This window comes from Nocardia sp. NPDC059229 (genome assembly GCF_042754165.1).
Taxonomy (GTDB): domain Bacteria; phylum Actinomycetota; class Actinomycetes; order Mycobacteriales; family Mycobacteriaceae; genus Nocardia.
In genome coordinates this window covers 102,546-124,743 of record NZ_JBHZAK010000020.1, presented here as the reverse complement: position 1 = coordinate 124,743, position 22,198 = coordinate 102,546, and the positions used below count along the sequence as shown (strand labels likewise).

18 protein-coding genes are annotated in these 22,198 nt (G+C 68.8%); 6 read left to right on the top strand and 12 right to left on the bottom strand.

What is annotated here, in order from left to right; all coding sequences use genetic code 11:
• Positions 1-8: 8 nt before the first annotated feature.
• The 4 genes from ACFXHE_RS34885 to ACFXHE_RS34870 all read right to left on the bottom strand — a co-directional run bounded on the left by ACFXHE_RS34885 (position 9) and on the right by ACFXHE_RS34870 (position 4,505).
• Positions 9-1,265, bottom strand: coding sequence for a DUF1501 domain-containing protein (locus ACFXHE_RS34885; RefSeq protein ID WP_379388913.1), 1,257 nt, complete (start codon positions 1,263-1,265; stop codon positions 9-11).
• 16 nt (positions 1,266-1,281) lie between these two features.
• A complete protein-coding gene (locus ACFXHE_RS34880; RefSeq protein ID WP_379388912.1) occupies positions 1,282-2,505 on the bottom strand; it encodes a DUF1800 family protein in 1,224 nt (407 codons plus the stop codon).
• Between the two features lie 156 nt (positions 2,506-2,661).
• Entirely contained in the window at positions 2,662-3,354 is a 693-nt protein-coding gene (gene bioD / locus ACFXHE_RS34875) for a dethiobiotin synthase (RefSeq protein ID WP_379388911.1), read from the bottom strand.
• A complete protein-coding gene (locus ACFXHE_RS34870) occupies positions 3,351-4,505 on the bottom strand; it encodes an 8-amino-7-oxononanoate synthase (RefSeq protein WP_379388910.1) in 1,155 nt (384 codons plus the stop codon). The genes bioD and ACFXHE_RS34870 overlap by 4 nt, the downstream gene beginning before the upstream one ends.
• Positions 4,506-4,610: 105 nt before the next feature.
• On the opposite strand from ACFXHE_RS34870, the gene ACFXHE_RS34865 reads away from it, so the two are divergent.
• On the top strand, positions 4,611-4,904 hold the full coding sequence (locus ACFXHE_RS34865) for a hypothetical protein (RefSeq protein ID WP_354842875.1): 294 nt from the start codon (positions 4,611-4,613) through the stop codon (positions 4,902-4,904).
• A gap of 57 nt (positions 4,905-4,961) precedes the next feature.
• Here the strand turns inward: ACFXHE_RS34865 and ACFXHE_RS34860 are convergent, their stop codons facing one another.
• From ACFXHE_RS34860 to ACFXHE_RS34845, 4 genes are all read right to left on the bottom strand, one after another.
• Positions 4,962-5,702: an ABC transporter permease gene (locus tag ACFXHE_RS34860; RefSeq protein ID WP_379388946.1), complete on the bottom strand. Its 741-nt coding sequence runs from the start codon at positions 5,700-5,702 to the stop codon at positions 4,962-4,964.
• Between the two features lie 64 nt (positions 5,703-5,766).
• Positions 5,767-6,576 (bottom strand): ABC transporter ATP-binding protein, encoded by an 810-nt coding sequence (locus tag ACFXHE_RS34855; protein WP_379388909.1) that lies wholly within the window; start codon positions 6,574-6,576, stop codon positions 5,767-5,769.
• Positions 6,573-7,073, bottom strand: coding sequence for a MarR family winged helix-turn-helix transcriptional regulator (locus ACFXHE_RS34850; protein WP_379388908.1), 501 nt, complete (start codon positions 7,071-7,073; stop codon positions 6,573-6,575). The genes ACFXHE_RS34855 and ACFXHE_RS34850 overlap by 4 nt, the downstream gene beginning before the upstream one ends.
• Before the next feature lie 55 nt (positions 7,074-7,128).
• Entirely contained in the window at positions 7,129-8,418 is a 1,290-nt protein-coding gene (locus ACFXHE_RS34845) for an adenosylmethionine--8-amino-7-oxononanoate transaminase (RefSeq protein WP_379388907.1), read from the bottom strand.
• Positions 8,419-8,527: 109 nt separating this feature from the next.
• Between ACFXHE_RS34845 and ACFXHE_RS34840 the strand changes: the two genes are divergently transcribed.
• The 3 genes from ACFXHE_RS34840 to treY are packed head-to-tail and all read left to right on the top strand — an operon-like array spanning position 8,528 to position 14,041.
• Entirely contained in the window at positions 8,528-9,499 is a 972-nt protein-coding gene (locus tag ACFXHE_RS34840; RefSeq protein WP_379388906.1) for a GNAT family N-acetyltransferase, read from the top strand.
• A 10-nt stretch (positions 9,500-9,509) separates the two neighbouring features.
• Positions 9,510-11,621: a glycogen debranching protein GlgX gene (gene glgX, locus ACFXHE_RS34835; protein ID WP_379388905.1), complete on the top strand. Its 2,112-nt coding sequence runs from the start codon at positions 9,510-9,512 to the stop codon at positions 11,619-11,621.
• 11 nt (positions 11,622-11,632) lie between these two features.
• Positions 11,633-14,041: a malto-oligosyltrehalose synthase gene (treY, locus tag ACFXHE_RS34830; RefSeq protein ID WP_379388904.1), complete on the top strand. Its 2,409-nt coding sequence runs from the start codon at positions 11,633-11,635 to the stop codon at positions 14,039-14,041.
• Positions 14,042-14,053: 12 nt separating this feature from the next.
• Here the strand turns inward: treY and ACFXHE_RS34825 are convergent, their stop codons facing one another.
• Positions 14,054-15,226, bottom strand: coding sequence for a DUF2235 domain-containing protein (locus ACFXHE_RS34825; protein ID WP_379388903.1), 1,173 nt, complete (start codon positions 15,224-15,226; stop codon positions 14,054-14,056).
• A gap of 188 nt (positions 15,227-15,414) precedes the next feature.
• Here ACFXHE_RS34825 and ACFXHE_RS34820 point away from each other — a divergent pair, with 188 nt between their 5' ends.
• Complete coding sequence (locus ACFXHE_RS34820; RefSeq protein WP_379388902.1) at positions 15,415-16,092, top strand: response regulator transcription factor; 678 nt, start codon at positions 15,415-15,417, stop codon at positions 16,090-16,092.
• 65 nt (positions 16,093-16,157) lie between these two features.
• Here the strand turns inward: ACFXHE_RS34820 and ilvA are convergent, their stop codons facing one another.
• On the bottom strand, positions 16,158-17,513 hold the full coding sequence (gene ilvA / locus ACFXHE_RS34815; RefSeq protein WP_379388901.1) for a threonine ammonia-lyase IlvA: 1,356 nt from the start codon (positions 17,511-17,513) through the stop codon (positions 16,158-16,160).
• A 124-nt stretch (positions 17,514-17,637) separates the two neighbouring features.
• Positions 17,638-18,075 (bottom strand): nitroreductase family deazaflavin-dependent oxidoreductase, encoded by a 438-nt coding sequence (locus ACFXHE_RS34810; protein WP_379388900.1) that lies wholly within the window; start codon positions 18,073-18,075, stop codon positions 17,638-17,640.
• Between the two features lie 86 nt (positions 18,076-18,161).
• Here ACFXHE_RS34810 and ACFXHE_RS34805 point away from each other — a divergent pair, with 86 nt between their 5' ends.
• Positions 18,162-18,386, top strand: coding sequence for a hypothetical protein (locus tag ACFXHE_RS34805; RefSeq protein WP_379388899.1), 225 nt, complete (start codon positions 18,162-18,164; stop codon positions 18,384-18,386).
• Positions 18,387-18,551: 165 nt separating this feature from the next.
• Here the strand turns inward: ACFXHE_RS34805 and dnaE are convergent, their stop codons facing one another.
• Positions 18,552-22,106 (bottom strand): DNA polymerase III subunit alpha, encoded by a 3,555-nt coding sequence (gene dnaE, locus ACFXHE_RS34800; RefSeq protein ID WP_379388898.1) that lies wholly within the window; start codon positions 22,104-22,106, stop codon positions 18,552-18,554.
• Between the last annotated feature and the right edge of the window lie 92 nt (positions 22,107-22,198).

The window sequence follows — 22,198 nt, the reverse complement described above, 5'->3', positions numbered from 1 at the left end:
AGTACCGGTCACCCGGCCACGACCCCGGACAGCGGACGCGGGGAACCGGGCAGGACGTCCCCGGCCGGGACGCCGAACCAGCTCTCGGCGAGGGTGGCGTAGAACTCGGTCATATCGACCGTGGCGCGCAGATTGCCGTCCGCGTCGAGGGCGCGCAGTGACGGTGTTTCCCCGAAGACGCCGGGATTCGTCGGCCCGAGCAGCAGGGCCGTCCCGGCCGCGCCGTGGTCGAGGCCGTCCGAGTCGTTCACCGGGACGCGGCGGCCGAATTCGCTGTACGCGGCGACGAGCACGCGATCGGCGATTCCGCGGGCGGCCAGGTCCCGGCGGAAGGCGGCCAGCGCCGTGTCGAGCTCCCGCATCAGGGTCTCGTAGCGGCGCGGGTGCTTCGCATGGGTGTCGAAGTCCGCGCCCATGGGGACGTGCACGATGCGCAGGCCATGGTTGTCGTCGGCGAGCAGCCGTGCGGCCAAACGCAATTGGACACCCAGGTCACTGCCCGGATAGCCGTCCGCGGCCGCCGGGAGGGTGGCCGCCATATCCGAGAACCGCAGTGCGGACGCGCTGCCCGCCCGGGCGGTGGCGAAGAGCGGTGTGTCGGCGCGGTCGGGGTGCGCCATGGCCCGCTGGGCTGCCAGCCAGGCGGCGCGGACGTTCTCGTCCTCGAAAACCGGGAACAGGCCGTCGTTTCCGGCATCCACGGACAGAGTGGTGACCCGTTCGCAGGCGAGCGCCGGTGTGGCGCCGACACCCAGCGACACGCCCACCGCGGGTGCGGCCGGGTCGCCGAGGTGGTCGCAGAGCCGCCCGAGGAATCCGGTGTCCGGGCGGGCGGTGCCCTCGGGATCGCCGGTCTGCCAGCGGTGCAGCATCTCGAAATGCGACAGATCGGGTTTGGCGGTGCCCACGCCCGGAATCACCGAGACGCCCGCGGCGGCCAGTTCTCTCAGCTGTGGATGCAGGCCGAGCGCGCCGTCGATGGCGTGCACGTGCTCGGCGGCGATGGCGGTGCCGCGCCGCAGGTCGCGGTAGCGCGAGTCGGCGTAGGGCACGGCCATCGACAATCCGTCACTGCCCCCGGCCATTTCGATCACCACCAGCCGCCGCTTGTCGAGCGCCGCAGCCCGTATCGGCGCGGGCGGATGCCAGACCTCCGGCGCACCTGACGAGCCGAGCAGCCGATGACCCGCCACCCCGCCGACCGCGGCCACCGCCCCGGCGCCGATACCTGCTCGCAGCACGGTGCGCCGATTCAACGAGACCATGGAATGTCCTTCCGGTTCATGCCACCGTGAATTCCGGCGAGGTGATGACCAGGGCCAGCAGGGCCGTCGCAGCCTGTTCCGGGTACCGGCGCAGTTCGAACGCCAGATCGCGGGCGGCGGTGCGGGTTCCGGGGCTCGGGTCGAAGATCGAGGCGCGAGTGAACGCGGCCGCGACGGGGTCGCCGGCCCCCGCGATCTCGGTCAGAGCGGGCGCGTTCACCGCAAGCGCCGCTCGCGCGACGGCCGTACCCGGCGCAATCCACCGATTCCCCGGCGGCCAGCCCGCCACATTCGGCGGATAGAACGGCGATTGACCGAGCGCGGTCATCGTCTCGAAAGCGGTTGCCGCATTGTCGATCCCGCACACGGCCAGCGCGGCGGTGACCCATTCGACCGGATAGCGCGGGCGCGCGTACCTCGCCTCCGCGAACGACGGATCGTGCAGGATCGCCGCCACCAGGGGCCGAATCTCCAAGCGCGCCTGCGTGAATATCGCGGCCAGCTCGGTCAGCCGCTGTTCCGAGGCGACCCGACCGACCAGGAAGTGGTGCAGTTTCGCGGCGATGAACCGCGCGCTCTCGGGCCGATCGCACAGCACGTCGACGGCATCGCGGGCGGTGGTCACCAGGCATCCCAGCAGCTCCACGGTCCGCTGGTTCCCGGATTCCGGATCGAATGCCACCGACCCGTGGTCGTCGACACTCCATCCGGACAAGGCGACCGCCGCGGCCTCCACATCCCGCTGCGTGTACTTCCCCCGCCCAAGGGTGAACAACTCCATGAGCTCTCGCCCATGATTCTCATTGGGCGCCTGCGCCACCGACCCGGCCCCATCCAGCCACTGCAGCATGGCCCCGTCCACCGTCACCGCCTGCGCCAGCTCCCGGAAATTCCCCAGCGCGAATTTCCGGAACAACAAGTGCTGCCGCCACATCAGGTCCCAGGTATCGACCTTGTCGTGACTCGACGTGAAATGCCCGTGCCAGAACCACACCATCTTCTCGTGCACCCCGGCCGCCGGGTCCGCCATCGCCCGCAGCCACGAACCAACCGGCCCATTCGAAGCGGCATCGGCCTCCTCGTCGAACACCGGCGTCGCAGGCACCACCGGAGCGGCGGCCAGCACACTCTCGATGACACCCCCGGCACCACCCCGGTCTACGAGGGCCTCTACCTGCCCCGGAAACGGCCCGAAGGTGGTGCGCCGCAACACATGCGCGACCGCCGCCAACTCATCCATGCCCCCAGCATGCGGAACCGCCCGTTAGAAATTCATGAGGCAACCCACCCGCCACTTGTCATCAGCATCGGGCCTGCGGTACGTCGCGTCACCGGCGCCGGCTGGCAGACGGCGAGGATTGCGGCTCTACGAGGCACTGGCCCACCCCACCGATCGCTAGGCACGGGTGAGGAGGTGGCTCGCGGTCCAGGTCGGGTCGAACCAGGTGGGGGCGGCGGCGGTGAAATCGGGGGCGGGCCGGGAGCCGGCGCCGGAGGGGATGGAGCCGATGAGGTCGACGCCGGTTACGGCGGGGAGGTCGGTGCGGTTGCACTCGGAGGCGAGATCGGGGGTGGCGGGCCAGGATCCGATGACGAGGCCTGCGCAGGGGACGCCGGCGGCGGTCAGGGCTCGGATGGTCAGTTCGCTGTGGTTGAGGGTGCCGAGGCCGGGGGTCGCTACCAGGAGCACCGGGGCACTGAGTTTTTGGGCCAGGTCGAGGAGGGTGAAGTCGCCGATGCGGACGAGCAGGCCGCCGGCGCCCTCGACCAGGACGAGGTCCGCGTCCGCGCAGGACTCGATGCCGGCGATGGTCTCGGACAGGGTCAGCAGCGGCTGGCCGCAGCGCCGGGCGGCGGTGTCGGGAGCCAGGGGCTCCGGGTAGCGGGCCAGTTCGAGGGTGCGGGTGACCCCGCTCAACCGGGTGATTTCGGCGAGGTCGCCGGGTTCGCCGGGGGCTACGCCGGTTTGCGCGGGTTTGCAGACGGCGACGTTCAGACCTGCGGCGCGAGCGGTCGCCGCCAGGGCCGCGGTGACAATGGTCTTGCCGACGTCGGTGGAGGTGCCGGTGATGAACAGGAGGCGGCTCATGCCGGGACCACCTGCCGCCCACGGGCTTCGGCGAGGACCTCGCCGAGAACGGTTGCGATGGTGGCCAACTCGGCCTCGGTGAGATCGGCGCGGGCGGTCAGGCGCAGGCGAGAGGTGCCCTCGGGGACCGACGGCGGCCGGAAGCAGCCGACGCTGAGACCGCGGGCGCGGCAGGCCTGGGCGGCGTCATAGGCGACCTGGGCATCGCCGAGGATGACCGGGACGACGGCCGAATCCGGTTGGCCGACACCGGCGATGCGGGCCAGATCGGCGGCGCGGTCGAGCACCCGCTGGGCCATCTCGGGGTCGCGGCGCAGCAGCCGCAGGGCCGCGCGGGCCGCGCCGACGGCGGCGGGCGCCAGGCCGGTGTCGAAGATGAAGGTGCGGGCGGCGTCGATGAGGTGGGCGCGCACCCGTTCGCTGGCCAGCACCGCGCCGCCCTGGGCGGCAAAGGCTTTCGAGAGGGTCGCGGTGATCACCAGGTCGGGCTCGCCGGCCAGCCCGCACTCCTGCACCAGGCCGCGGCCGCCGTTGCCGCGCACCCCCAGGCCGTGCGCCTCGTCCACGATGAGCACCGCGCCATTGGCCCGGGTCACCCGGTGCAGTTCGGTCAGCGGCGCGAGATCCCCGTCGGCGCTGAACACCGAGTCCGTCAAGACCAGTGCACGTTCCTCGGTACGCTCGGACAGCAGGCGGTCCACGGCCGCCGGGTCGCAGTGCGGTGCGATCTCCACCCGCGCCCGCGACAGCCGGCAGGCGTCGACCAGCGAGGCGTGGCTGCCCGCGTCCGAAACCACCAGTGCGCCACGGCCGGCCAGCGCGGTGACCGCGCCCAGGTTCGCGGCATAGCCGGAGGCGAACACCAATCCGGCCTCCGCGCCGACGAATTCGGCGAGTTCGGTCTCGAGCTGTTCGTGCTCGGCGGTGGTCCCGGTGACCAGGCGCGAACCGGTCGCGCCGGCGCCCCAGTACCGCACCGAGGCGACGGCGCCCTCGATCACCTCGGGGTGGCGGACCAGCCCGAGGTAGTCGTTGGAGGCCAGGTCGATGCTCACCGTGTCGGAGGTGCGGGGGCGCAGTTCACGGCGAAGCCCGGCGTCCACGCGCTCGGCGGCGCGCGTGTCGAGCCAGCTCAGGGGATCGGCAGTCACAGCTCGGAAGCATACTTGAACACCGTTCAGGGGGCCATGGGTGTCGGTACACGGCGCTATGCTGGGAAGTCGTAAGGAGGCTGCGCGATGCCACGATGGGCAATAGTGGTCGAGCAGACGACCGGCTTCGGCGACAGCAAGACCTGGAGTCCGAAGATCCTCACAGAGGTGGTGGGAACCCGCGAACAAGCCCTCGCGAAAGTCCCGGACCTCGTCTCGAAATTCCAACCCGATCATCCGAAGTTGATCAGCCGCCGCACCATCCTGCGCGACGGCGACACCTTCATGCTGATCGCCCGTGGCTGGTCCGACGACTATCACTGCGTATTCAAGGTCTGGGAAGTCCTGTCGGACAGTGACAATTCAGACAAGGTACGCGAAAGACGGGCCAACCGTTGACGGCTCGCACCGCGCGACCCGACACGACACCACACCGGTAGCCGAGACCGCGTCGGCCTACCGGACCAACCGGCCCAGCAGGGCCGAGGCGGTGGCGACGCCGAGGGTGGCGGCCCCGGCCAGTACACCGAAGTCCAGCCAGAGGTCGGCCTGTGTGCCGATCAGCAGGCCGCGCAGCGCGTCCACCTCGTAACTGAGCGGGTTGACGTGGCTGACGACCCGCAACCACGTCGGCATGAGGTCCACGGGGTAGAGCGCGTTGGAGGCGAAGAACAGCGGCATGGTGATGGCCTGGCCGATGCCCATCAGCCGATCCCGGGCGCGCACCAGCCCGGCGATGGTCATGGACAGGCAGGCGAAGAAGGCGGTGCCGAGGAAGACCACGGGAACGGTGGCGAGCACGCGCAGCGGGTTGCCGGTGAGGGCCACGCCCATGAGCAGCGCCACGATCACGATCACCAGGATCTGGGCGATGGCGCGAACGCCTGCGGCGAAACACTTTCCGGCGATCAGCGCGGCCCGCGGGGTCGGGGTGACGAGCAGTTTGGTGAGAATGCCCGCATCCCGGTCCCAGATGATCTGGATGCCATAGAAAATCGCGATGAACAGCGCCGACTGGGCGATCACGCCGGGAGCGAGGAAGTCCAGGTACGGCACCGAACCGGTGGGCAGGGCGTGCAGGCGGGAGAAGGTGGTCCCGAAGATCACCATCCACAGCACGGGCTGGATTGCGCGGGTGAGGACTTCGCTCTGGTCGTGGCGCAGCTTCTGGATCTCCACCAGCGCGAAGGTGCCCATGCGGGAGGCCAGCCGGGGCAGGCGCGCCCAGCCGCGCGGCGCCAGGACCGGCGTGAACGCCGTATCAGCCCGCGCGCCGGGCGGTCCGGCGAGTGCTTCGGACATTGCGCATGTTCCCTTCGGTCACATCGTCGAGGCTCTCCCCCGCGTGATGCCGGAAGACATCCTCGAGGGTCGCCCCGGGGCCGATCCCGGCCTTCAGGTCGGCGGGCGAACCGGTCGCGCGCAGCACGCCCTTGTGCAGCAGCGCGATTCGATCGCAGAGCGCGTCGGCCTCGGCCATGTAGTGGGTGGTGAGCAGCACGGTGGTGCCGTAGCCGGCGCGCATCTCGGCGACCCGCTCCCAGACGCTGTCGCGCGCAATGGGATCCAGCCCCACCGTGGGCTCGTCCAGCACCAGCAGGGCGGGGCGGTTCACCAGAGCCTGGGCCAGTTCGAGGCGGCGGATCATGCCGCCGGAGTAGCCGCCCGCCGGCCGGTCGGCCACGTCCAGCAGGTTCATGGCGTCGAGCACCTCGTCCACCCGCTCGGCCCGCTCGGCGCGCGGCACGTCGAAAAGCCGGGCGAACCAGGCCACATTCTGCCGCCCGGTCAGCCCGGCCTCGATCGAGAGCTGTTGCGGCACATAGCCGAGGTTGTAGCGGACGTCCGCGGCGTGGGTCGTGACATCGAGCCCGAACACCCTGACAGTGCCGGACTGGATGGGCATGAGCGTGGTGAGCAGCTGAATGGTGCTGGACTTGCCCGCGCCATTGGGGCCGAGCAGGCCGAACACCTCGCCGCGTTCGATGGTGAGGGCGAGATCGTCGACCACGGTGCTGGTTCCGTAGCGGTGGGTCAGGCCGGCGCATTCGACGGCGGGCACGCTGGTCATCGGTCGCCTCCGCGGGAGTGCTCGCGTTCGTGCAGCAGATCGGTCAGGCGCGTCATGGCCGCCAGACCGCTGCGCAGTTGCGCGCGTTCGGTTTCGCTGAGCTGATCGAGCGCCTCGGCAACCACGGCGTGCCGCTGCCGCCGCGTCTCGTCGGCGATCCGCTGCGCGTCCGGGGTCAGCGACAGTCGCATCGTCCGCCGGTCCCGCGGATCCGGCTCACGCACCACGAGCCCCGCCTTGACCAACTCGGTCACCAGCGTCGACACGCTGTTCGCCGCCGAACCCAGCTCTCCGGCAGCCTCTTTCACCGAGATCCCCGGCCGCCGCCCCACCAGCCGCAGAAACTCCGACTGCGCCCCGGACAGCCCCGGCTCATCGAACGACCGCCCGGCCAGCCGGCCAACTTGCCGCCGCAGCCGACCCATGGAGCCGAACAGCAGCGTCATCAGCTCGGCATAGGCGTCGCTGTCGGCGTTCTCGCGGGGAGTTTCGGACACGCTCCCACAATAGCTCTGTTTCAGAGGTATTTCGACCGGAGCGCGAACCCGGTGGTCAGACGGCTGCGGCGGCGTACATGGCGGCGGTTATGCGGTGGACGTCGTCGTGGGTGCTGATGAAGGGCGGCATGCAGTAGATGAGGTTGCGGAAGGGGCGTAGCCAGACGCCGGATTCGACTGCGGCGTGGGTGGTTTTGCGCATGTCCACCGGGCGGTTCAGTTCGATGACGCCGATCGCGCCGAGGGTGCGGACGTCGGCGACGGCGGGGAGGTCGCGGGCGGGGGCCAGGCCCTCGGCGAGGCCGGTGTGGATGTCGCGGACCTCGCGCTGCCAGTCGCGCGAGAGCAGCAGTTCGATCGAGGCCACCGCGACCGCGCAGGCGAGGGGGTTGCCCATGAAGGTCGGGCCGTGCATGAGGCCGCCATGCGAGCGGCTGATGGTTTCGGCGATCTCGGTGGTGCACAGTGCGGCGGCCAGGCTCATGTAGCCGCCGGTGATGGCCTTGCCCACGCACATGACGTCGGGCCGGACACCCGCTTGCTCGGCGGCGAAAAGTGTTCCGGTGCGGCCGAATCCGGTGGCGATCTCGTCGAACACCAGCAGGACGTCGTGCTCGTCGCACAGTCGGCGCAGATCGGCCAGGTAGCGCGGATCGTGGAAGCGCATGCCGCCCGCGCCCTGCACCACGGGTTCCACGATGACCGCGGCCAATTCGTGCGCGTGCGCGGCGAGGGTTCGCTCCAGCTCCGAGACATACTGCGGCTCATAGGCTTCCGGCGGCGGGCCCGCGAAGACCTGCGGGACCAGGACATCGGTCCACAGCGAGTGCATGCCGCCCTCGGGATCGCAGACGCTCATGGGGGTGAAGGTGTCGCCGTGGTAGCCGCCGCGCCAGGTCATCAGCCGGTGCTTCTCCGGCCGCCCCAGCGCCCGCTGGTACTGCAGGCACATCTTCACCGCGACCTCCACCGACACCGAGCCGGAGTCGCAGAGGAAGACCTTGTCCAGACCCTCGGGCGTGAGCTCGACCAGCAGCCGCGACAGCCGCACCGCCGGCTCGTGGGTGAGCCCGCCGAACATGACGTGACTCATCTTCCGCGACTGGGCGAGCAGGGCGGCGTCCAGCACCGGGTGCTGATACCCGTGCACGGCGGCCCACCAGGAGCTCATGCCGTCCACCAGTTCCCGGCCGTCGGCCAGGGTGAGCCGGGTGCCGGACGCGGAGGCGACCACCAGCGGCGCGGTGGTGGCCGGGAAACCACCGTAGGGATGCCACACGTGGGCGGCGTCGATCGCGGTGATCTCGCCGGAGCGCTGCGCCCCGACGGGCTGGGTCGGTGCCACGAGAAGTCCTTCGAGGAGCGGGCTTGAACGGCGTTCAAGTTACCACGAACCCCGCCACCCACCGGCACCCCGGCGTATTCTTTGACTCGGTCAAAGGATTGGAGCCAGCATGGCCGTCGAGACGACCGATCGCCCGGTCGAGGCACAGCACATCGCCGCCGTCCGCGCCTTCAACCGGCGCTACACCCGCATCATCGGCGTCCTGCAGGGCGAGATGCTGGGCACCGAGTACTCGCTCACCGAGGGCAGAATCCTGTTCGAGCTGGCCCATTTCGGGGCCACCGAGGTGGTGGACCTGCGACTGGCCCTGGATCTGGACCCGGGATACCTGAGCCGCATCCTGGCCCGGTTCGAAGAGCGCGGCCTGGTCGCCCGCCGCCGATCCGACGCCGACGGCCGGCGGCAGGTGGTGGCGCTGACCGAGGCGGGCCGGGCGGCCTTCACAGTGCTGAACCAGCGCACCCAGGACCAGATCGGGGATCTGCTGGTCCCGCACTCTCCGATGGTGCGCACCCGGTTGGTCGGGGCCATGCGGACCATCGAGCAGATCCTCGACACCGACTCCGAGCCCGATCCCGCCGGTGTGATCCTGCGCGAACCCCGGCCCGGCGACCACGGCTGGGTGATCACCCGCAATGCCGTGCTCTACGCCGAGGAGTACGGCTGGAACGCCGAATACGAGGCGCTGGCCGCCACCATCGTCGCGAACTGGCTGAGTTCCCATGACCCGCAACGGGAACGGGCCTGGATCGCCGAATACGAGGGCAGCCCGGTCGGCTGCGTCTACTGCATGCGCGAGGACGACACCACCGCCCGGCTGCGACTGCTACTGGTGGAACCGTCCGCCCGCGGGCTCGGCGTGGGCAGCGCACTGGTCGACGAATGCCTGCGCTTCGCCACCGCGGCGGGATACACCGAGATGGTGCTGTGGACCAACAGCGTGCTGGACTCCGCGCGCCACATCTACCAGCGCGCCGGATTCGAACTGGTGGAATCGAATCCGCACCACAGCTTCGGCGTCGATCTGGTCGGGCAGACCTGGCGGCGGGGACTCGGCGGGGAGGACGATCCGGCCCGCTAGGGTCTGGATCATGCCTCCCGCGACTCCCGGCACCACCGCGCTCGGTGTCTGGCCGGGGACCGCCTATCCGCTGGGCGCGACCTACGACGGCGCCGGAACGAACTTCTCGGTGTTCTCCGAGGTGGCCCGGCGGGTGGAGCTGTGCCTGATCGACGCGGACCACCGCGAGACCCGGGTGCCGCTCGACGAGGTGGACGGCTATGTCTGGCACGCCTATCTGCCCGGCGTCGGGCCCGGGCAACGATACGGTTTCCGGGTGCACGGCGGCTTCGATCCGGAGCGGGGGCTGCGCTGCGATCCCAGCAAGCTGCTGCTGGACCCGTACGGCAAGGCGTTCGAGGGCGACTTCGGGACCGCCACCGCGCCCTACAACTTCGGGCAGAACTCGCTCGGGCACACCATGACCGGGGTGGTCATCAACCCGTATTTCGACTGGGCCCACGATCGCGCGCCGAAACGGCCGTACCACGAGACCGTCATCTACGAGGCGCACGTGAAGGGCATGACCGTCACGCATCCGGAGGTACCGCCGGAACTGCGCGGCACCTTCGCGGGCATGGCGCATCCGGCGATCCTCGAACACCTGCGGGGGCTGGGCGTGACGGCCGTGGAACTCATGCCGGTACACCAGTACCTCGACGACCGCATTCTGCTGGACCGGGGACTGCGGAATTACTGGGGCTACAACAGCTTCGGCTATTTCGCGCCGCATCGCGGCTATGCCGCGGGCTCCTCCCCCGCCGCCGCGGTCACCGAATTCAAGACCATGGTGCGCGCCTTCCACGCCGCCGGTATCGAGGTGATCCTCGACGTGGTCTACAACCACACCGCCGAGGGCAATGAATTCGGGCCGACCATCAGCTTCCGCGGCATCGACAATGCCGCGTATTACCGCCTGGTGGACGATGATCCGCAGCATTACATGGATTACACGGGCACCGGAAACAGCTTCAACATGCGCCACCCGCACGCCCTGCAGCTGATCATGGATTCGCTGCGCTATTGGATCCTCGAGATGCGCGTGGACGGATTCCGCTTCGACCTGGCGGCCACCCTGGCCCGCGAATTGCACGATGTAGACCGGCTTTCCACCTTCTTCGACCTGGTGCACCAGGATCCGGTGGTGAGCCAGGTGAAGCTCATCGCCGAACCCTGGGATGTCGGCGAGGGCGGATATCAGGTCGGCAATTTCCCGGTGGCCTGGACCGAATGGAACGGCAAATACCGTGACACCGTGCGGGATTACTGGCGCGGGCAGCCGGCAACACTGGGCGAGTTCGCCTCCCGGCTCACCGGGTCCTCGGATCTGTACGAGGCCACCGGCCGCCGGCCCAGCGCCAGCATCAATTTCGTGACCGCGCACGACGGATTCACGCTGGCGGATCTGGTGTCCTACAACGAGAAACACAACGACGCCAATGGCGAGGGCAATCACGACGGCGAGAACTACAACCGCTCCTGGAACTGCGGCGTCGAGGGCCCGACCGAGGATCCGGAGATCATGGCCCTGCGCGCGCGGCAATCCCGTAATCTGCTCGCCACCCTGCTGCTCTCCCAGGGCACCCCGATGCTGTTGCACGGCGACGAATTCGGCCGCACCCAGCGCGGCAACAACAATGTCTATTGTCAGGATTCACCGCTGTCGTGGATGGACTGGACGTTCATGGACACCAATGCCGATCTCCTCGAATTCACCAGGCGCGCGGTCGCGCTGCGCGCCGCGCACCCGGTGTTCCGGCGGCGCCGCTTCTTCGATCCGGCGCCCGATCCCGACGACCTCGGCGATATCGCCTGGTTCACCCCCGGCGGCACGGCCATGACCGACGCCGACTGGGAGACCGGCTTCGCCCGCTCGCTGGCGGTGTTCCTCAACGGCGACGGCATCAACGAGCCGGGCCCGCGCGGGGAACGCATCGCCGACGACTCGTTCCTGCTGTGCTTCAACGCTCACGACCAAGCCCTGGATTTCGCCCTCCCCGACGCCCGGCACGGTAATGCCTGGTCGGTCGCCCTGGACTGCGCCACGCCCACCGGCCGCTCCGCCGCCGACACCGTCCTCCCCGCTGCGGCAACGGTGCAAGTGCCCGCACGCTGTCTACTCGTGCTGCGCCGTACGGCATGATCGATACCGCCATGACCAGCTCGCCCGAACACCTCACCGGACCTATCGCCCGGCAGACGCCCGTGCGCAGCACCTACCGCCTGCAGCTCCGGCCCGACGCGCTCACCTTCACCGACGCGCGCGCCATCGCCGAATACCTGCAGCAACTGGGCATTTCGCATCTGTACCTGTCGCCCGTCATGACCGCGACGCGCGGCTCCACCCACGGCTACGACGTCATCGATCCGACCACGGTGTCGGCCGCGCTGGGCGGGCCGACCGGGCTCAAGGCCCTGGCCGACGAGGTGCGCAGCCGCGGTATGGGACTCATCGTCGACCTGGTGCCCAACCATGTGGCGGTGGCCGATCCGCGGCAGAACCAGTGGTGGTGGGATGTGCTGCGGCAGGGCAAGAAGTCCAAGTACGCCACCTGGTTCGATATCGACTGGACGCCGGGCAATGGCGCAGGCGGGCGCATCGCGCTGCCGGTGCTGGCCGGGGAGAACGATCCGGCGGCGCTGACCGTGGACCGGTCCGGGCCCGAACCCATGCTGGCACTGCACGATCTGCGCTTCCCCATCGCGCCCGGCACCGACGGCGAGAACGCGCTGCGCATTCACGACAAGCAGCACTACCGCCTGGTCAACTGGAAGTCGGGGCTGTGTGGATACCGCCGCTACTTCACCGTGGGCGGGCTGGCCGCCATCCGGCAGGAGGAGCCGGCGGTCTTCGAGGCCACCCATCGGGAGCTGGCCGCCTGGTGCGAGCACGACCTCATCGACGGTGTGCGCGTGGATCATCCCGACGGACTGGCCCAGCCCGCCGAGTACCTGCGGCGGCTGCGCCAGCTCATCGGACCGCAGCGGCTGCTGCTGGTCGAGAAGGTGCTCTCCAATCGTGAGCCCCTCGACGCCACCCTGCCCATCGACGGCACCACCGGCTACGACTCCCTCGCCGATATCGGCGGCGTGCTCATCGACCCGGACGGCGAGAAACAGCTCACCGACCTGTCGCGGCAGTTCACCGGGCACGGCAGCGACCGGGCCTGGTTCACCGAGCAGGAACACCGGATTCGCCGCGCCGTCGCCGAGACAATGCTGGTGCCCGAGGTGCGGCGGCTGGTGGCCGCGGTCAAGCGCGACGCCCGCGCCGACGCCTTCGACACCATGGCGCTCACCAATGCCGCCATCGAGGTGCTGTCGTTCATGCCGGTCTACCGCACCGACTACGCGCCGCTGGCGGGCATGGTCGGGGCCGTCGTCGCCGAGGTGGCGCGGCGCAATGCCGAACTGACCGCGCCGCTGCAGGTGCTGGTGACCGCGCTGGCCACCGGCGGCGAGGCCGCCACCCGCTTCCACCAGGTGGGCGGGGCGATGAGCGCGAAAGCCGTGGAGGACACCATGTTCTACCGCGCCGCGCGGCTGGTGTCGCTGCAGGAGATGGGCGCGGACCCGGCCCGCTTCGGCTGCTCGCCCATCGAGTTCCACCTCGCCAATGCCGAACGCGCGCAACGCTGGCCGGCCGGCATGACCGCGCTGTCCACCCACGACACCAAGCGCGGCGAGGACGTGCGCGCCCGCATCGGCATGCTCTCGCAGGTGCCCGACATCTGGGCGCGCTCGGTGAGCACCTGGGAGGAGATCGCACCCGGACCCGACGGCACAACCACACTGTTCCTGCTGCAGAACATGTTCGGGGTGTGGCCCGCCGACGGCCGCCCCGCCGCGGCCGTGCCCGGGCTACGCGAGCGGCTACATCAGTTCGCGGAGAAGGCGGTTCGCGAGGCCGGCACCCAATCCTCCTGGGAGGAACCGGATGTCGAGTTCGAGACGGCGGTGCACCGCTGGATCGACACCGTCATCGACGGACCGGTCGGCGCCGAACTGGGTGAGTTCGTGGCCGATCTGGCCGGCCACGCCTGGACCGACGCGCTGGCGCAGAAGCTGCTGCAACTGTGCGGCCCCGGCATCCCGGACATCTACCAGGGCTGCGAGCTGTGGGAGGACTCGCTCGTCGATCCCGACAACCGCCGCCCGGTGGACTTCACCCACCGTTCCCTGCTGCTGCAATCCCTCACCGGCACACCGGATCTCGACCCGACCGGTGCGGTCAAGATGTGGATCGTGGCCTACGCGCTGTGGCTGCGCCGCGAACGCCCCGACTGCTTCGTCGGCGGCGCCTACATCCCGCTGTTCGCGGCGGGCGACCGCGCCCAGCACCTGCTCTCCTACGCCCGCGGCCGCACCGGGGAGACCCCCGAGGTGATCGTGGCCGTCACCCGGCACAGCATCCGGCTGGACGAGGCGGGCGGCTGGGCCGACACCGTGCTGGATCTGCCACAGGGGCACTGGACCGACCGGCTCACCGGCCACACCTTCTCCGGGCGCGCGCGACTGGAGAAGCTGTTCGCCCGGCTGCCGGTCGCCCTGCTGGTCCGCTGAGCGGCCGGCCGATCAGGCGGCGGATTCTTCCGGACCGCCGCCCGCGCCGTCGCCGGCGGCGGGCCGCACCTGGTCGACGGGCTCGATGAGATCCGGCGGCACCGGACCGCCCCGATGCTCGCACCAGCGGTGAATATTGGCCGGGCGGTAGCCCTTCCGGTCCGGGACGCTGGCGGCCAGGAAGCTGTCCTGGTCCTCGGGCTGCAGCAGCTTGCGCCAGGAATCCCAGTAGAAGCGCGGGCTGCGCCAGCCGGTCGCCAGGCGGGCGTAGTTCAGCACCCGGAAGCCCGGGCTGAGCGAATCGTGCAGGTGCGTGGCGTCGAACGGGCAGCTGCTGAGCAGGGTGTCGAGGCGATCGTGATCGAAGGCCAGTCCCTCGGCCTCGGCCTCGGCGATCATCCAGCGCAGGGTGATGTCGGACAGCCCGCAGTCGGCGTAGCCGCCGCCGATATCGCTGTGCACGCCCTCGAACCAGACCTGCTTCACCCGGTCTGGACGGTCGTAGAGCTCGCGCTGATCGGCGGGAATCTCCCACAGGCAGGGCGCGAAGGCACGCCGCCGCTCGTCGATGGCCAGCGCCTGCCGCGCGCACAGCACGATGCGCGAGAGCCGCACATCATGGAAGCTGTGCAGCCATGAGGTGATACCCGGGACGCCCATCGCGCCCACGGTGTCGAAGACGCCGAGGAAATTGATGACCGGCCTCTCGGGGTGGCAGTTCGCGGCGCGGAAGGCCGTCCACTCCGGCGGATCCGGATCGTCGGGGTTCTTCTTGCGGGTCTTGTAGATCTCCAACGCCTTCGGGTACTTACCCCCGATGATGGCCTCGTAGGTCAGGATTCCGAGCCGGTTGATCATCCCCGCGAGGCTGCGGGCGGTGTACGCGCCGCGGCTGAAGCCGAAGATGTAGATCTCGTCCCCGGGCACCCAGTTCAGGGCCAGCTGCCAGTAGGCGGCCGACAGATTGGCCTCCAGGCCCAGACCGAACGCGCCGCCCAGCACCTTGTCGGACATGAAGCCGCGCGAGCCCGGACCCGAGACGTAGTTGATGCGCTGACCGACGGACTTCCCCTCCTTGTCCGTCCCGGTCAGCTTGACCGCTTCCGCGATCTTCACGATGTTCGACACCGTCGAGCTCGACTCGGCCTTCCAGGTGCCGTCACAACACACGACCAGCCTTTTCATGAACGTCAGCCTCCCGCCCTGACCGTTCGGTTTCACGCGTAGTGAACTACCCGATCATCGCGCCCGGGCCACGCGGTCGTTAACCCCGGCGCGTGCCCCCACAAGTACCCCTCCCGCGGCGTTAACGTCCCGCGCTCGCCGGGCGATCGCTCACGATTCGTTCACGATCCCTGTGGCACCGTGGCGGCATGTCCGACGATGGAGTGAGCGCCCGCAGCGTATGTGTCCTGGTGTGCGAGGACGACGAGCGGCTGGGCGAGCGGGTCGCGGACGGACTGCGGGCGGCCGGATTCATCGTCGATCTGACCCGCAATCTCACCGACGCCGCCGAGCAGTGCGGGGTGCGGATCTACGACTGCCTCATCGTGGACCGCGGGCTACCCGACGGCGACGGACTGGAACTGGTACGGCGGCAACGGGAATCGGGTGATCGCACCCCCGCACTGCTGATCACCGCCCGCGACAGCCCCGCCGATCGCCGCGAGGGCTACGCGAGCGGCGCGGACGACTATCTGGCCAAGCCGTTCTCGCTGGGCGAGCTCGCCGCGCGGGTGCGGGCCCTGTGCTCGCCCCGGCGCTCGCCGCACTCGCCCGTACTCACCATCGGGGATCTGGTGGTGGACCGAATACGCCGGCGGGTGCGCCGCAGCGGAATCCTGCTGACCATGACCACCCGCGAATTCTGCGTGCTGGAACTGCTGGCCGCGCGCGCCGGAACCCTCGTCACCCCGGCCGAGATCGCCGCCTTCTGCAGCGATTCCACCTCGACCGCGGGCGTGGACGAGGTGATCACCCGGCTGGACCGCAAGCTCGGCCGGCCGCGGATCATTCACAGCTCGGCGGCGGGATACCTCCTGCACGCCTGAAAGCCCCACCAGGGCAACCGGACCCGTGTGATCCGAACGAGGGGTCGGATCACACGGGTCACCGGTCAGGTCAGGTACCGGTAGGCGGGCGAGTTCGGATCCAGCCGCTCACACTGGATCGGCGCCTTGTCCATCCGCTCGAGCAACGGTTCCAGGCCCTCCGGGGTGCCCAGTTCGATACCGACCAGGGCGGCGCCGGTTTCGCGGTTGTTGCGCTTGACGTACTCGAACACGGTGATGTCGTCATCGGGCCCGAGTACCTCGTCCAGGAAGCGGCGCAGCGCGCCGGGCTCCTGCGGGAAGTCCACCAGGAAATAGTGCTTCAGGCCCTGATGCACCAGCGAACGCTCGATGACCTCGCCGTAGCGGGAGACATCGTTGTTGCCGCCCGAGAGCAGCACCACCACCGTCGAACCCGGCTCGATCTCGACCTCGCGCAGCACCGCTGTCGCGAGCGCGCCCGCCGGCTCGGCGACGATGCCCTCGTTCTGGTACAGCTCCAGCATGGCGGTGCAGATGGCGCCCTCGTCCACGTGCATCATGCGGAAAGAGCCTGCGCCCGAACCGGTTTCGGTGCTGGTCAGCAGGGGCAGCGAGGCGTGCGAGCGGACCTGGCCGCCGAAGCGCACCACCGCCTGGTAGCCGACCGCGCCGACCCGGCGCACGGCGGCGCCGTCCACGAACGGGTCGATCTCGGGCAGCGTCACCGGGCCGCCGGCCACCAGCGCGGCCGTCATGGACGCCGCGCCCGTCGGCTCCACCGCGAGAATCGCGGTGTTCGGCGACCGCTCCCGCAGATAGGTGGCGATACCCGCCAGGCAGCCACCGCCGCCCACCGGCACCACCACCAGATCGGGCTCGCGGCCGAGCTGTTCGAGGAATTCGGCGGCGATGGTGCCCTGCCCGGCGGCGGTGCGCGGATCGTCGAAGGGCGGGACCATGGTCGCCCCGGTGCGCTTCACATCGTCGGCGGCGGCCGCGGCGGCCGCGTCGTAGGTGTCGCCGACGGCGATGAGTTCCACGAATTCGCCGCCGTGGACGCGGATTCGGTCGCGCTTCTGCTTCGGGGTGGTGGTGGGCACGTAGATGCGGCCCGTGACGCCCATGGCCTTACAGGCGAAAGCCACGCCCTGCGCGTGGTTTCCGGCGCTGGCGGTGACCACGCCCGCGGCCTTCTCGGCAGCGGTCAGCTGCACCATGAGGTTGTAGGCGCCGCGCAGCTTGTAGGAGCGGACGGCGGTGAGGTCCTCCCGCTTGAGGTAGACCTCGGCCCCGGTCAGCGCCGACAGCCGCGGAATCCGTTGCAGCGGCGTCGGCTCGATAATGTCCGAAATTCGCTTCGCGGCCGCATCGATCTCGTCCGCTGTCAACTCGGGCAGCGAACCGGACACTCTCTCGGCGATAACAAGCGGATCAGACACCCGAACATGCTAGCTGGGAGCATGCGGCGGGCCTGCGGCAGCGCCACGAAAAGGTCCCGGTCATGTCGGACCGGGACCTTCTCTCACCGACCGCCGTGCTTCCCGGTGATACGGCGGGCGGCGCTCAGGGGCGCGGGGTGAGGACGAACAGCGGGATCTGGCGGTCGGTCTTCTTCTGGTATTCGGCGTAGTCGGGCCACACCTCGACGGCCCGCTTCCACCAGAGGGTCTTCTCGTCGCCGGTGACCTCGCGGGCGTCGTAGTCCTTGACCACGTCCCGGTCGCGCAGTTCCACATGCGGATCGGCCTTGACGTTCCAGTACCAGACCGGGTGCTTGGGCGCGCCGCCCAGGGAGGCGACCACCGCGTACTCGCCGTCGTGCTCGATCCGCATGAGCGGGGTCTTGCGGAGCTTGCCCGACTTGTTGCCGCGGGTGGTCAGCAGGATGATCGGCACACCTTGCAGGAGGTTGGCCTCCGCGCCCCCGGAGTTCTCGTACTGCTCGGCCTGCTCTCGCGACCAGTCGGACGGGCTGGGTTCGTACTCTCCGATAAGTGGCATGAACCGGGTAACCATCCACGATCATGTGTTGTTCCCGACAGAGGTTTCGGTTGCCCGAACTTTGGATCACCGTCTACCCTTACCGTATGGCAGTGGTTCACCCTACGGACACCGAGCGGCTTCGCTCGCACGCTTCCGTGGACATCGCCGGGACGGCGTGGCCGGTCTACAAGCTGGAAGCCTTGTTCGCCGGTGTGGTGGTCTGCCTGACACTCGCCCTGATCACCGGGTCGGTGCAGGCCGCGGTGCTCGGCGCGACGGTGATCGCGACGCTGCGCTGGATCATCGGCGGGGCGCGCAGCCTCCGCTGATCCGGACCTTCCGGCTCACGGACCCATCAGTCCACGTTCGGCATCTTCACCGTCGGTAATCGCCACGAGTCCGTCAATCGCATCGTCGGCGACTTCCACCTGTCTGTGACAACACGTGTGCCCTCGCCGAGGCGAGAGGCACACGGTGCGACGGGGGTATCGGAATCAGACCGCGCCCAGGCAGCCCGGGCCAAGGAGAGCCTTCAGGTCACCCATGAGCGCCGAGGAGGGTGAGACCCGCAGGTTGTCGGCCACCTTCAGCATGGTGGTGCGATCCCGGGAGCCGACGTGCTTGATGTGCACGTTCGCGGTGCCCGGATGCCGGGACAGAACCCGCTTGAGCTCGCCGATCTTATCGGGGGTGCACAGCCGGGTGGGGATGACCACCGACAGCGGCTTGTCCACGCCGATGGACGAAAGGTCCGGCACCACAAGGTCGTTGGCGATCAGGGAGACGCGGTCGTCGCGGGCGCTGACGCGGGCCTTGACCAGGACGATGGCGTCCTCGGTGACGTCCATGCCGTAGACGGAGTAGGACTGCGGGAAGAACAGCACCTCGATGCCACCGGTGAGGTCCTCGAGCTGGGCCGAGGCCCAGGGCAGGCCGTTCTTGTTCACGCGGCGCGTGACATTGGCGAAGATGCCGCCGATGGTGACCTGCGCGCCGTCCTTGATGTCGCCCTCGAGAATGGCGGGGATCTGGGTGTCGGACTGGGCCGCGAGCACGTGCTCGACGCCGTTGAGCGGGTGCCCGGACACGTAGAGGCCCAGCATCTCCCGCTCCAGGGCGAGTTTGTGCTTGGTCTCCCATTCCTCGTCGGGGACCTTCACATTGAAGACGCTGGCGATGGACTCGTCGGCGTCGTCGAGGCCGCCGAAGAGGTCGAACTGGCCGATGGCCTCGGCCTTCTTGGTCGACATGACCGCGTCGATGGCATCGGAGTGCACCAGCAGCAGGCCCTTGCGCGGATGCCCGAGCGAGTCGAAAGCGCCTGCCTTGATGAGGGATTCGGTGACCTTCTTGGTGCAGGCGATGGCGTCGATCTTGTTCAGGTAGTCGGAGAAGTCGGTGAACTTCGACTTCTCCTTGCGCGCGGCGATGATCGAGGCCACCACGTTCGCGCCGACATTGCGCACCGCGCCCATGCCGAAGCGAATGTCGTTACCCACGGAGGCGAATTCGAGTTCGGACTCGTTGACGTCGGGCGGCAGCACCTGGATGCCCAGGCGGCGGCAGTCGGCCAGATAGACGGCGGCCTTGTCCTTGTCGTCACCGACGGAGGTGAGCAGACCGGCCATGTACTCGGCGGGATAGTTGGCCTTCAGGTACGCGGTCCAGAACGACACCAGGCCGTAGCCGGCGGCGTGCGACTTGTTGAACGCGTAACCGGCGAACGGGAGAATCGTGTCCCACAGCGCCTTGATGGCCGGCTTGGTGAAACCGTTCTCCAGCATGCCCTTTTCGAAGCCCTCGAATTCGGCCTCGAGGACTTCGGCCTTCTTCTTACCCATGGCGCGGCGCAGAATGTCGGCTCGGCCGAGGGAGTACCCGGCCACCTTCTGCGCGATCTGCATGATCTGCTCCTGATACACGATCAGGCCGTAGGTATCGCGCAGGATGTCCTCGAGGGGCTCTTCGAGCTCCGGGTGGATGGGCTTGACCTCTTGCCGCCCGTTCTTGCGGTCGGCGTAGTCGTTGTGCGCGTTCATGCCCATGGGGCCGGGGCGGTACAGCGCGAGCACGGCGACGATGTCCTCGAAGCCGGTGGGGATCATGCGGCGCAGCAGATCTCGCATGGCGCCACCGTCGAGCTGGAACACGCCGAGGGTGTCACCGCGCGCGAGCAGTTCGTAGGTGGCCGGGTCTTCCAGGGGCAGCGTGTCGAGGTCGAGTTCGATGCCGCGGTTGGCCTTGATATTGACCAGCGCGTCACCGATGACGGTGAGGTTGCGCAGGCCCAGGAAGTCCATCTTCAGCAGGCCGATGGCCTCGCACGACGGGTAGTCCCAGCCGGTGATGATGGCGCCGTCCTGCGCGCGCTTCCACACCGGGATCGCGTCGGTGAGCGGTTCGCTGGACATAATCACGGCACAGGCGTGCACGCCGGCGTTGCGGATCAGGCCTTCGAGACCACGTGCGGTCTCGTAGATCTTGTTGACATCCGGGTTGGTGTTGATGAGCTCGCGGACCTCGGCGGCCTCTTTGTACCGCTCGTGCTCGGGATCCATGATGCCCGAGAGCGGAATGTCCTTGGCCATGATCGGCGGCGGCAGCGCCTTGGAGATCTGGTCGGCGATGGCGAAGCCCGGCTGACCGAACTGCACGCGGGCCGAGTCCTTCAGCGCCGCTTTGGTTTTAATCGTACCGAAGGTGATCACCTGGGCGACCCGGTCGCTGCCCCACTTGTCGGTGGCGTAGCGGACCATTTCACCGCGGCGGCGATCGTCGAAGTCGATATCGATATCGGGCATCGAGACGCGTTCGGGGTTCAGGAAGCGCTCGAACAGCAGACCGTGCGGAATCGGGTCGATGTTCGTGATGCCCATGGCGTAGGCGACCAGCGAGCCGGCCGCCGAACCACGGCCCGGGCCGACATTGATGCCGACCGAGCGGGCGTAGGTGATGAGGTCACCGACGACGAGGAAGTAAGCGGGGAAGCCCATTTCGTTGATGACGCCGAGCTCGTACTTGGCGCGCGAGATGTACTCCTCCGGCGGCCCGCTCGGGAAGCGCCGGTCCAGGCCGACCATCACCTCGTGCTCGAGCCAGGTGGCCTGGGTGTGGCCCTCGGGCACCGGGAAGATCGGCATCCGGTCGCGGTGGGCCCAGACGTCGTCGTAGGACTGGACGCGCTCGCCGATCAGCACCGTGTTGTCGCACGCGCCGGGGACTTCCGCGTCCCAGATGGCGCGCATCTCCTCGGCGGACTTCAGGTAGTAGCCGGAGCCGTCGAACTTGAAGCGGGTCGGGTCCGAGAGCGTCTTGCCGGTCTGAATACACAGCAGCGCTTCGTGATTGGACGCGTCGTGCTCGTGCACGTAGTGGCAGTCGTTGGTGGCCAGCGGCGGAATGCCCAGCTTCTTGCCGACCTCGAGCAGGCCCTCGCGCACCCGGCGTTCGATGGACAGCCCGTGGTCCATGATCTCCAGGAAGAAGTTCTCCGGCCCGAAGATCTCCTGCCACTTGGCGGCGGCTTCGAGGGCCTCGCGTTCGTGGCCCAGGCGCAGCCGGGTCTGCACCTCACCCGAGGGGCAGCCGGTGGTGGCGATGATGCCCTCGGCGTGCTCGGCGATGATGTCGGCGTCCATGCGCGCCCACTTGCCGAGCTGACCTTCGATGGAGGCCAGACTCGACAGCTTGAACAGGTTGCGCAGACCCGTCGCGTTCTCGGCGACCATGGTCATGTGGGTGTAGGAACCCGAACCCGAGACGTCATCGCTCTTCTGCGACGGGTCGCCCCACAGCACGCGCTTGGTGTTGAACCGGGACTCCGGCGCGATGTACGCCTCGATGCCGATGATCGGCTTGATGCCCTGCTTCTTGGCGGAGTTGTAGAACTCCGACGCGCCGTACATATTGCCGTGGTCGGACATGCCGACGGCGGTCATCCCGAGCCGTGTCGCCTCTTTGAACAAGGGCGTGATCTTCGCCGCGCCGTCGAGCATCGAGTACTCGGTGTGGTTGTGGAGATGGACGAATGATCCCGACGAGGCTGACACCCGGACATACTATGCGGCCCCACCGACGAGTTCCGACGGCACGCGGTGGCGATCACTCGAATCGGCGTGGCGGACTCTGCGTGTCGTGTGCG

What these genes read in the sequence shown, in the direction of transcription:
- ACFXHE_RS34885 (WP_379388913.1), bottom strand. Translation starts at nt 1,265, where the DNA reads ATGGTCTCGTTGAATCGGCGCACCGTGCTGCGAGCAGGTATCGGCGCC.
- ACFXHE_RS34880 (WP_379388912.1), bottom strand. Translation starts at nt 2,505, where the DNA reads ATGGATGAGTTGGCGGCGGTCGCGCATGTGTTGCGGCGCACCACCTTC.
- bioD (WP_379388911.1), bottom strand. Translation starts at nt 3,354, where the DNA reads ATGAGCCGCCTCCTGTTCATCACCGGCACCTCCACCGACGTCGGCAAG.
- ACFXHE_RS34860 (WP_379388946.1), bottom strand. Translation starts at nt 5,702, where the DNA reads ATGGGCACCTTCGCGCTGGTGGAGATCCAGAAGCTGCGCCACGACCAG.
- ACFXHE_RS34855 (WP_379388909.1), bottom strand. Translation starts at nt 6,576, where the DNA reads ATGACCAGCGTGCCCGCCGTCGAATGCGCCGGCCTGACCCACCGCTAC.
- ACFXHE_RS34840 (WP_379388906.1), top strand. Translation starts at nt 8,528, where the DNA reads ATGGCCGTCGAGACGACCGATCGCCCGGTCGAGGCACAGCACATCGCC.
- glgX (WP_379388905.1), top strand. Translation starts at nt 9,510, where the DNA reads ATGCCTCCCGCGACTCCCGGCACCACCGCGCTCGGTGTCTGGCCGGGG.
- treY (WP_379388904.1), top strand. Translation starts at nt 11,633, where the DNA reads ATGACCAGCTCGCCCGAACACCTCACCGGACCTATCGCCCGGCAGACG.
- ACFXHE_RS34825 (WP_379388903.1), bottom strand. Translation starts at nt 15,226, where the DNA reads ATGAAAAGGCTGGTCGTGTGTTGTGACGGCACCTGGAAGGCCGAGTCG.
- ACFXHE_RS34820 (WP_379388902.1), top strand. Translation starts at nt 15,415, where the DNA reads ATGTCCGACGATGGAGTGAGCGCCCGCAGCGTATGTGTCCTGGTGTGC.
- ACFXHE_RS34810 (WP_379388900.1), bottom strand. Translation starts at nt 18,075, where the DNA reads ATGCCACTTATCGGAGAGTACGAACCCAGCCCGTCCGACTGGTCGCGA.
- ACFXHE_RS34805 (WP_379388899.1), top strand. Translation starts at nt 18,162, where the DNA reads ATGGCAGTGGTTCACCCTACGGACACCGAGCGGCTTCGCTCGCACGCT.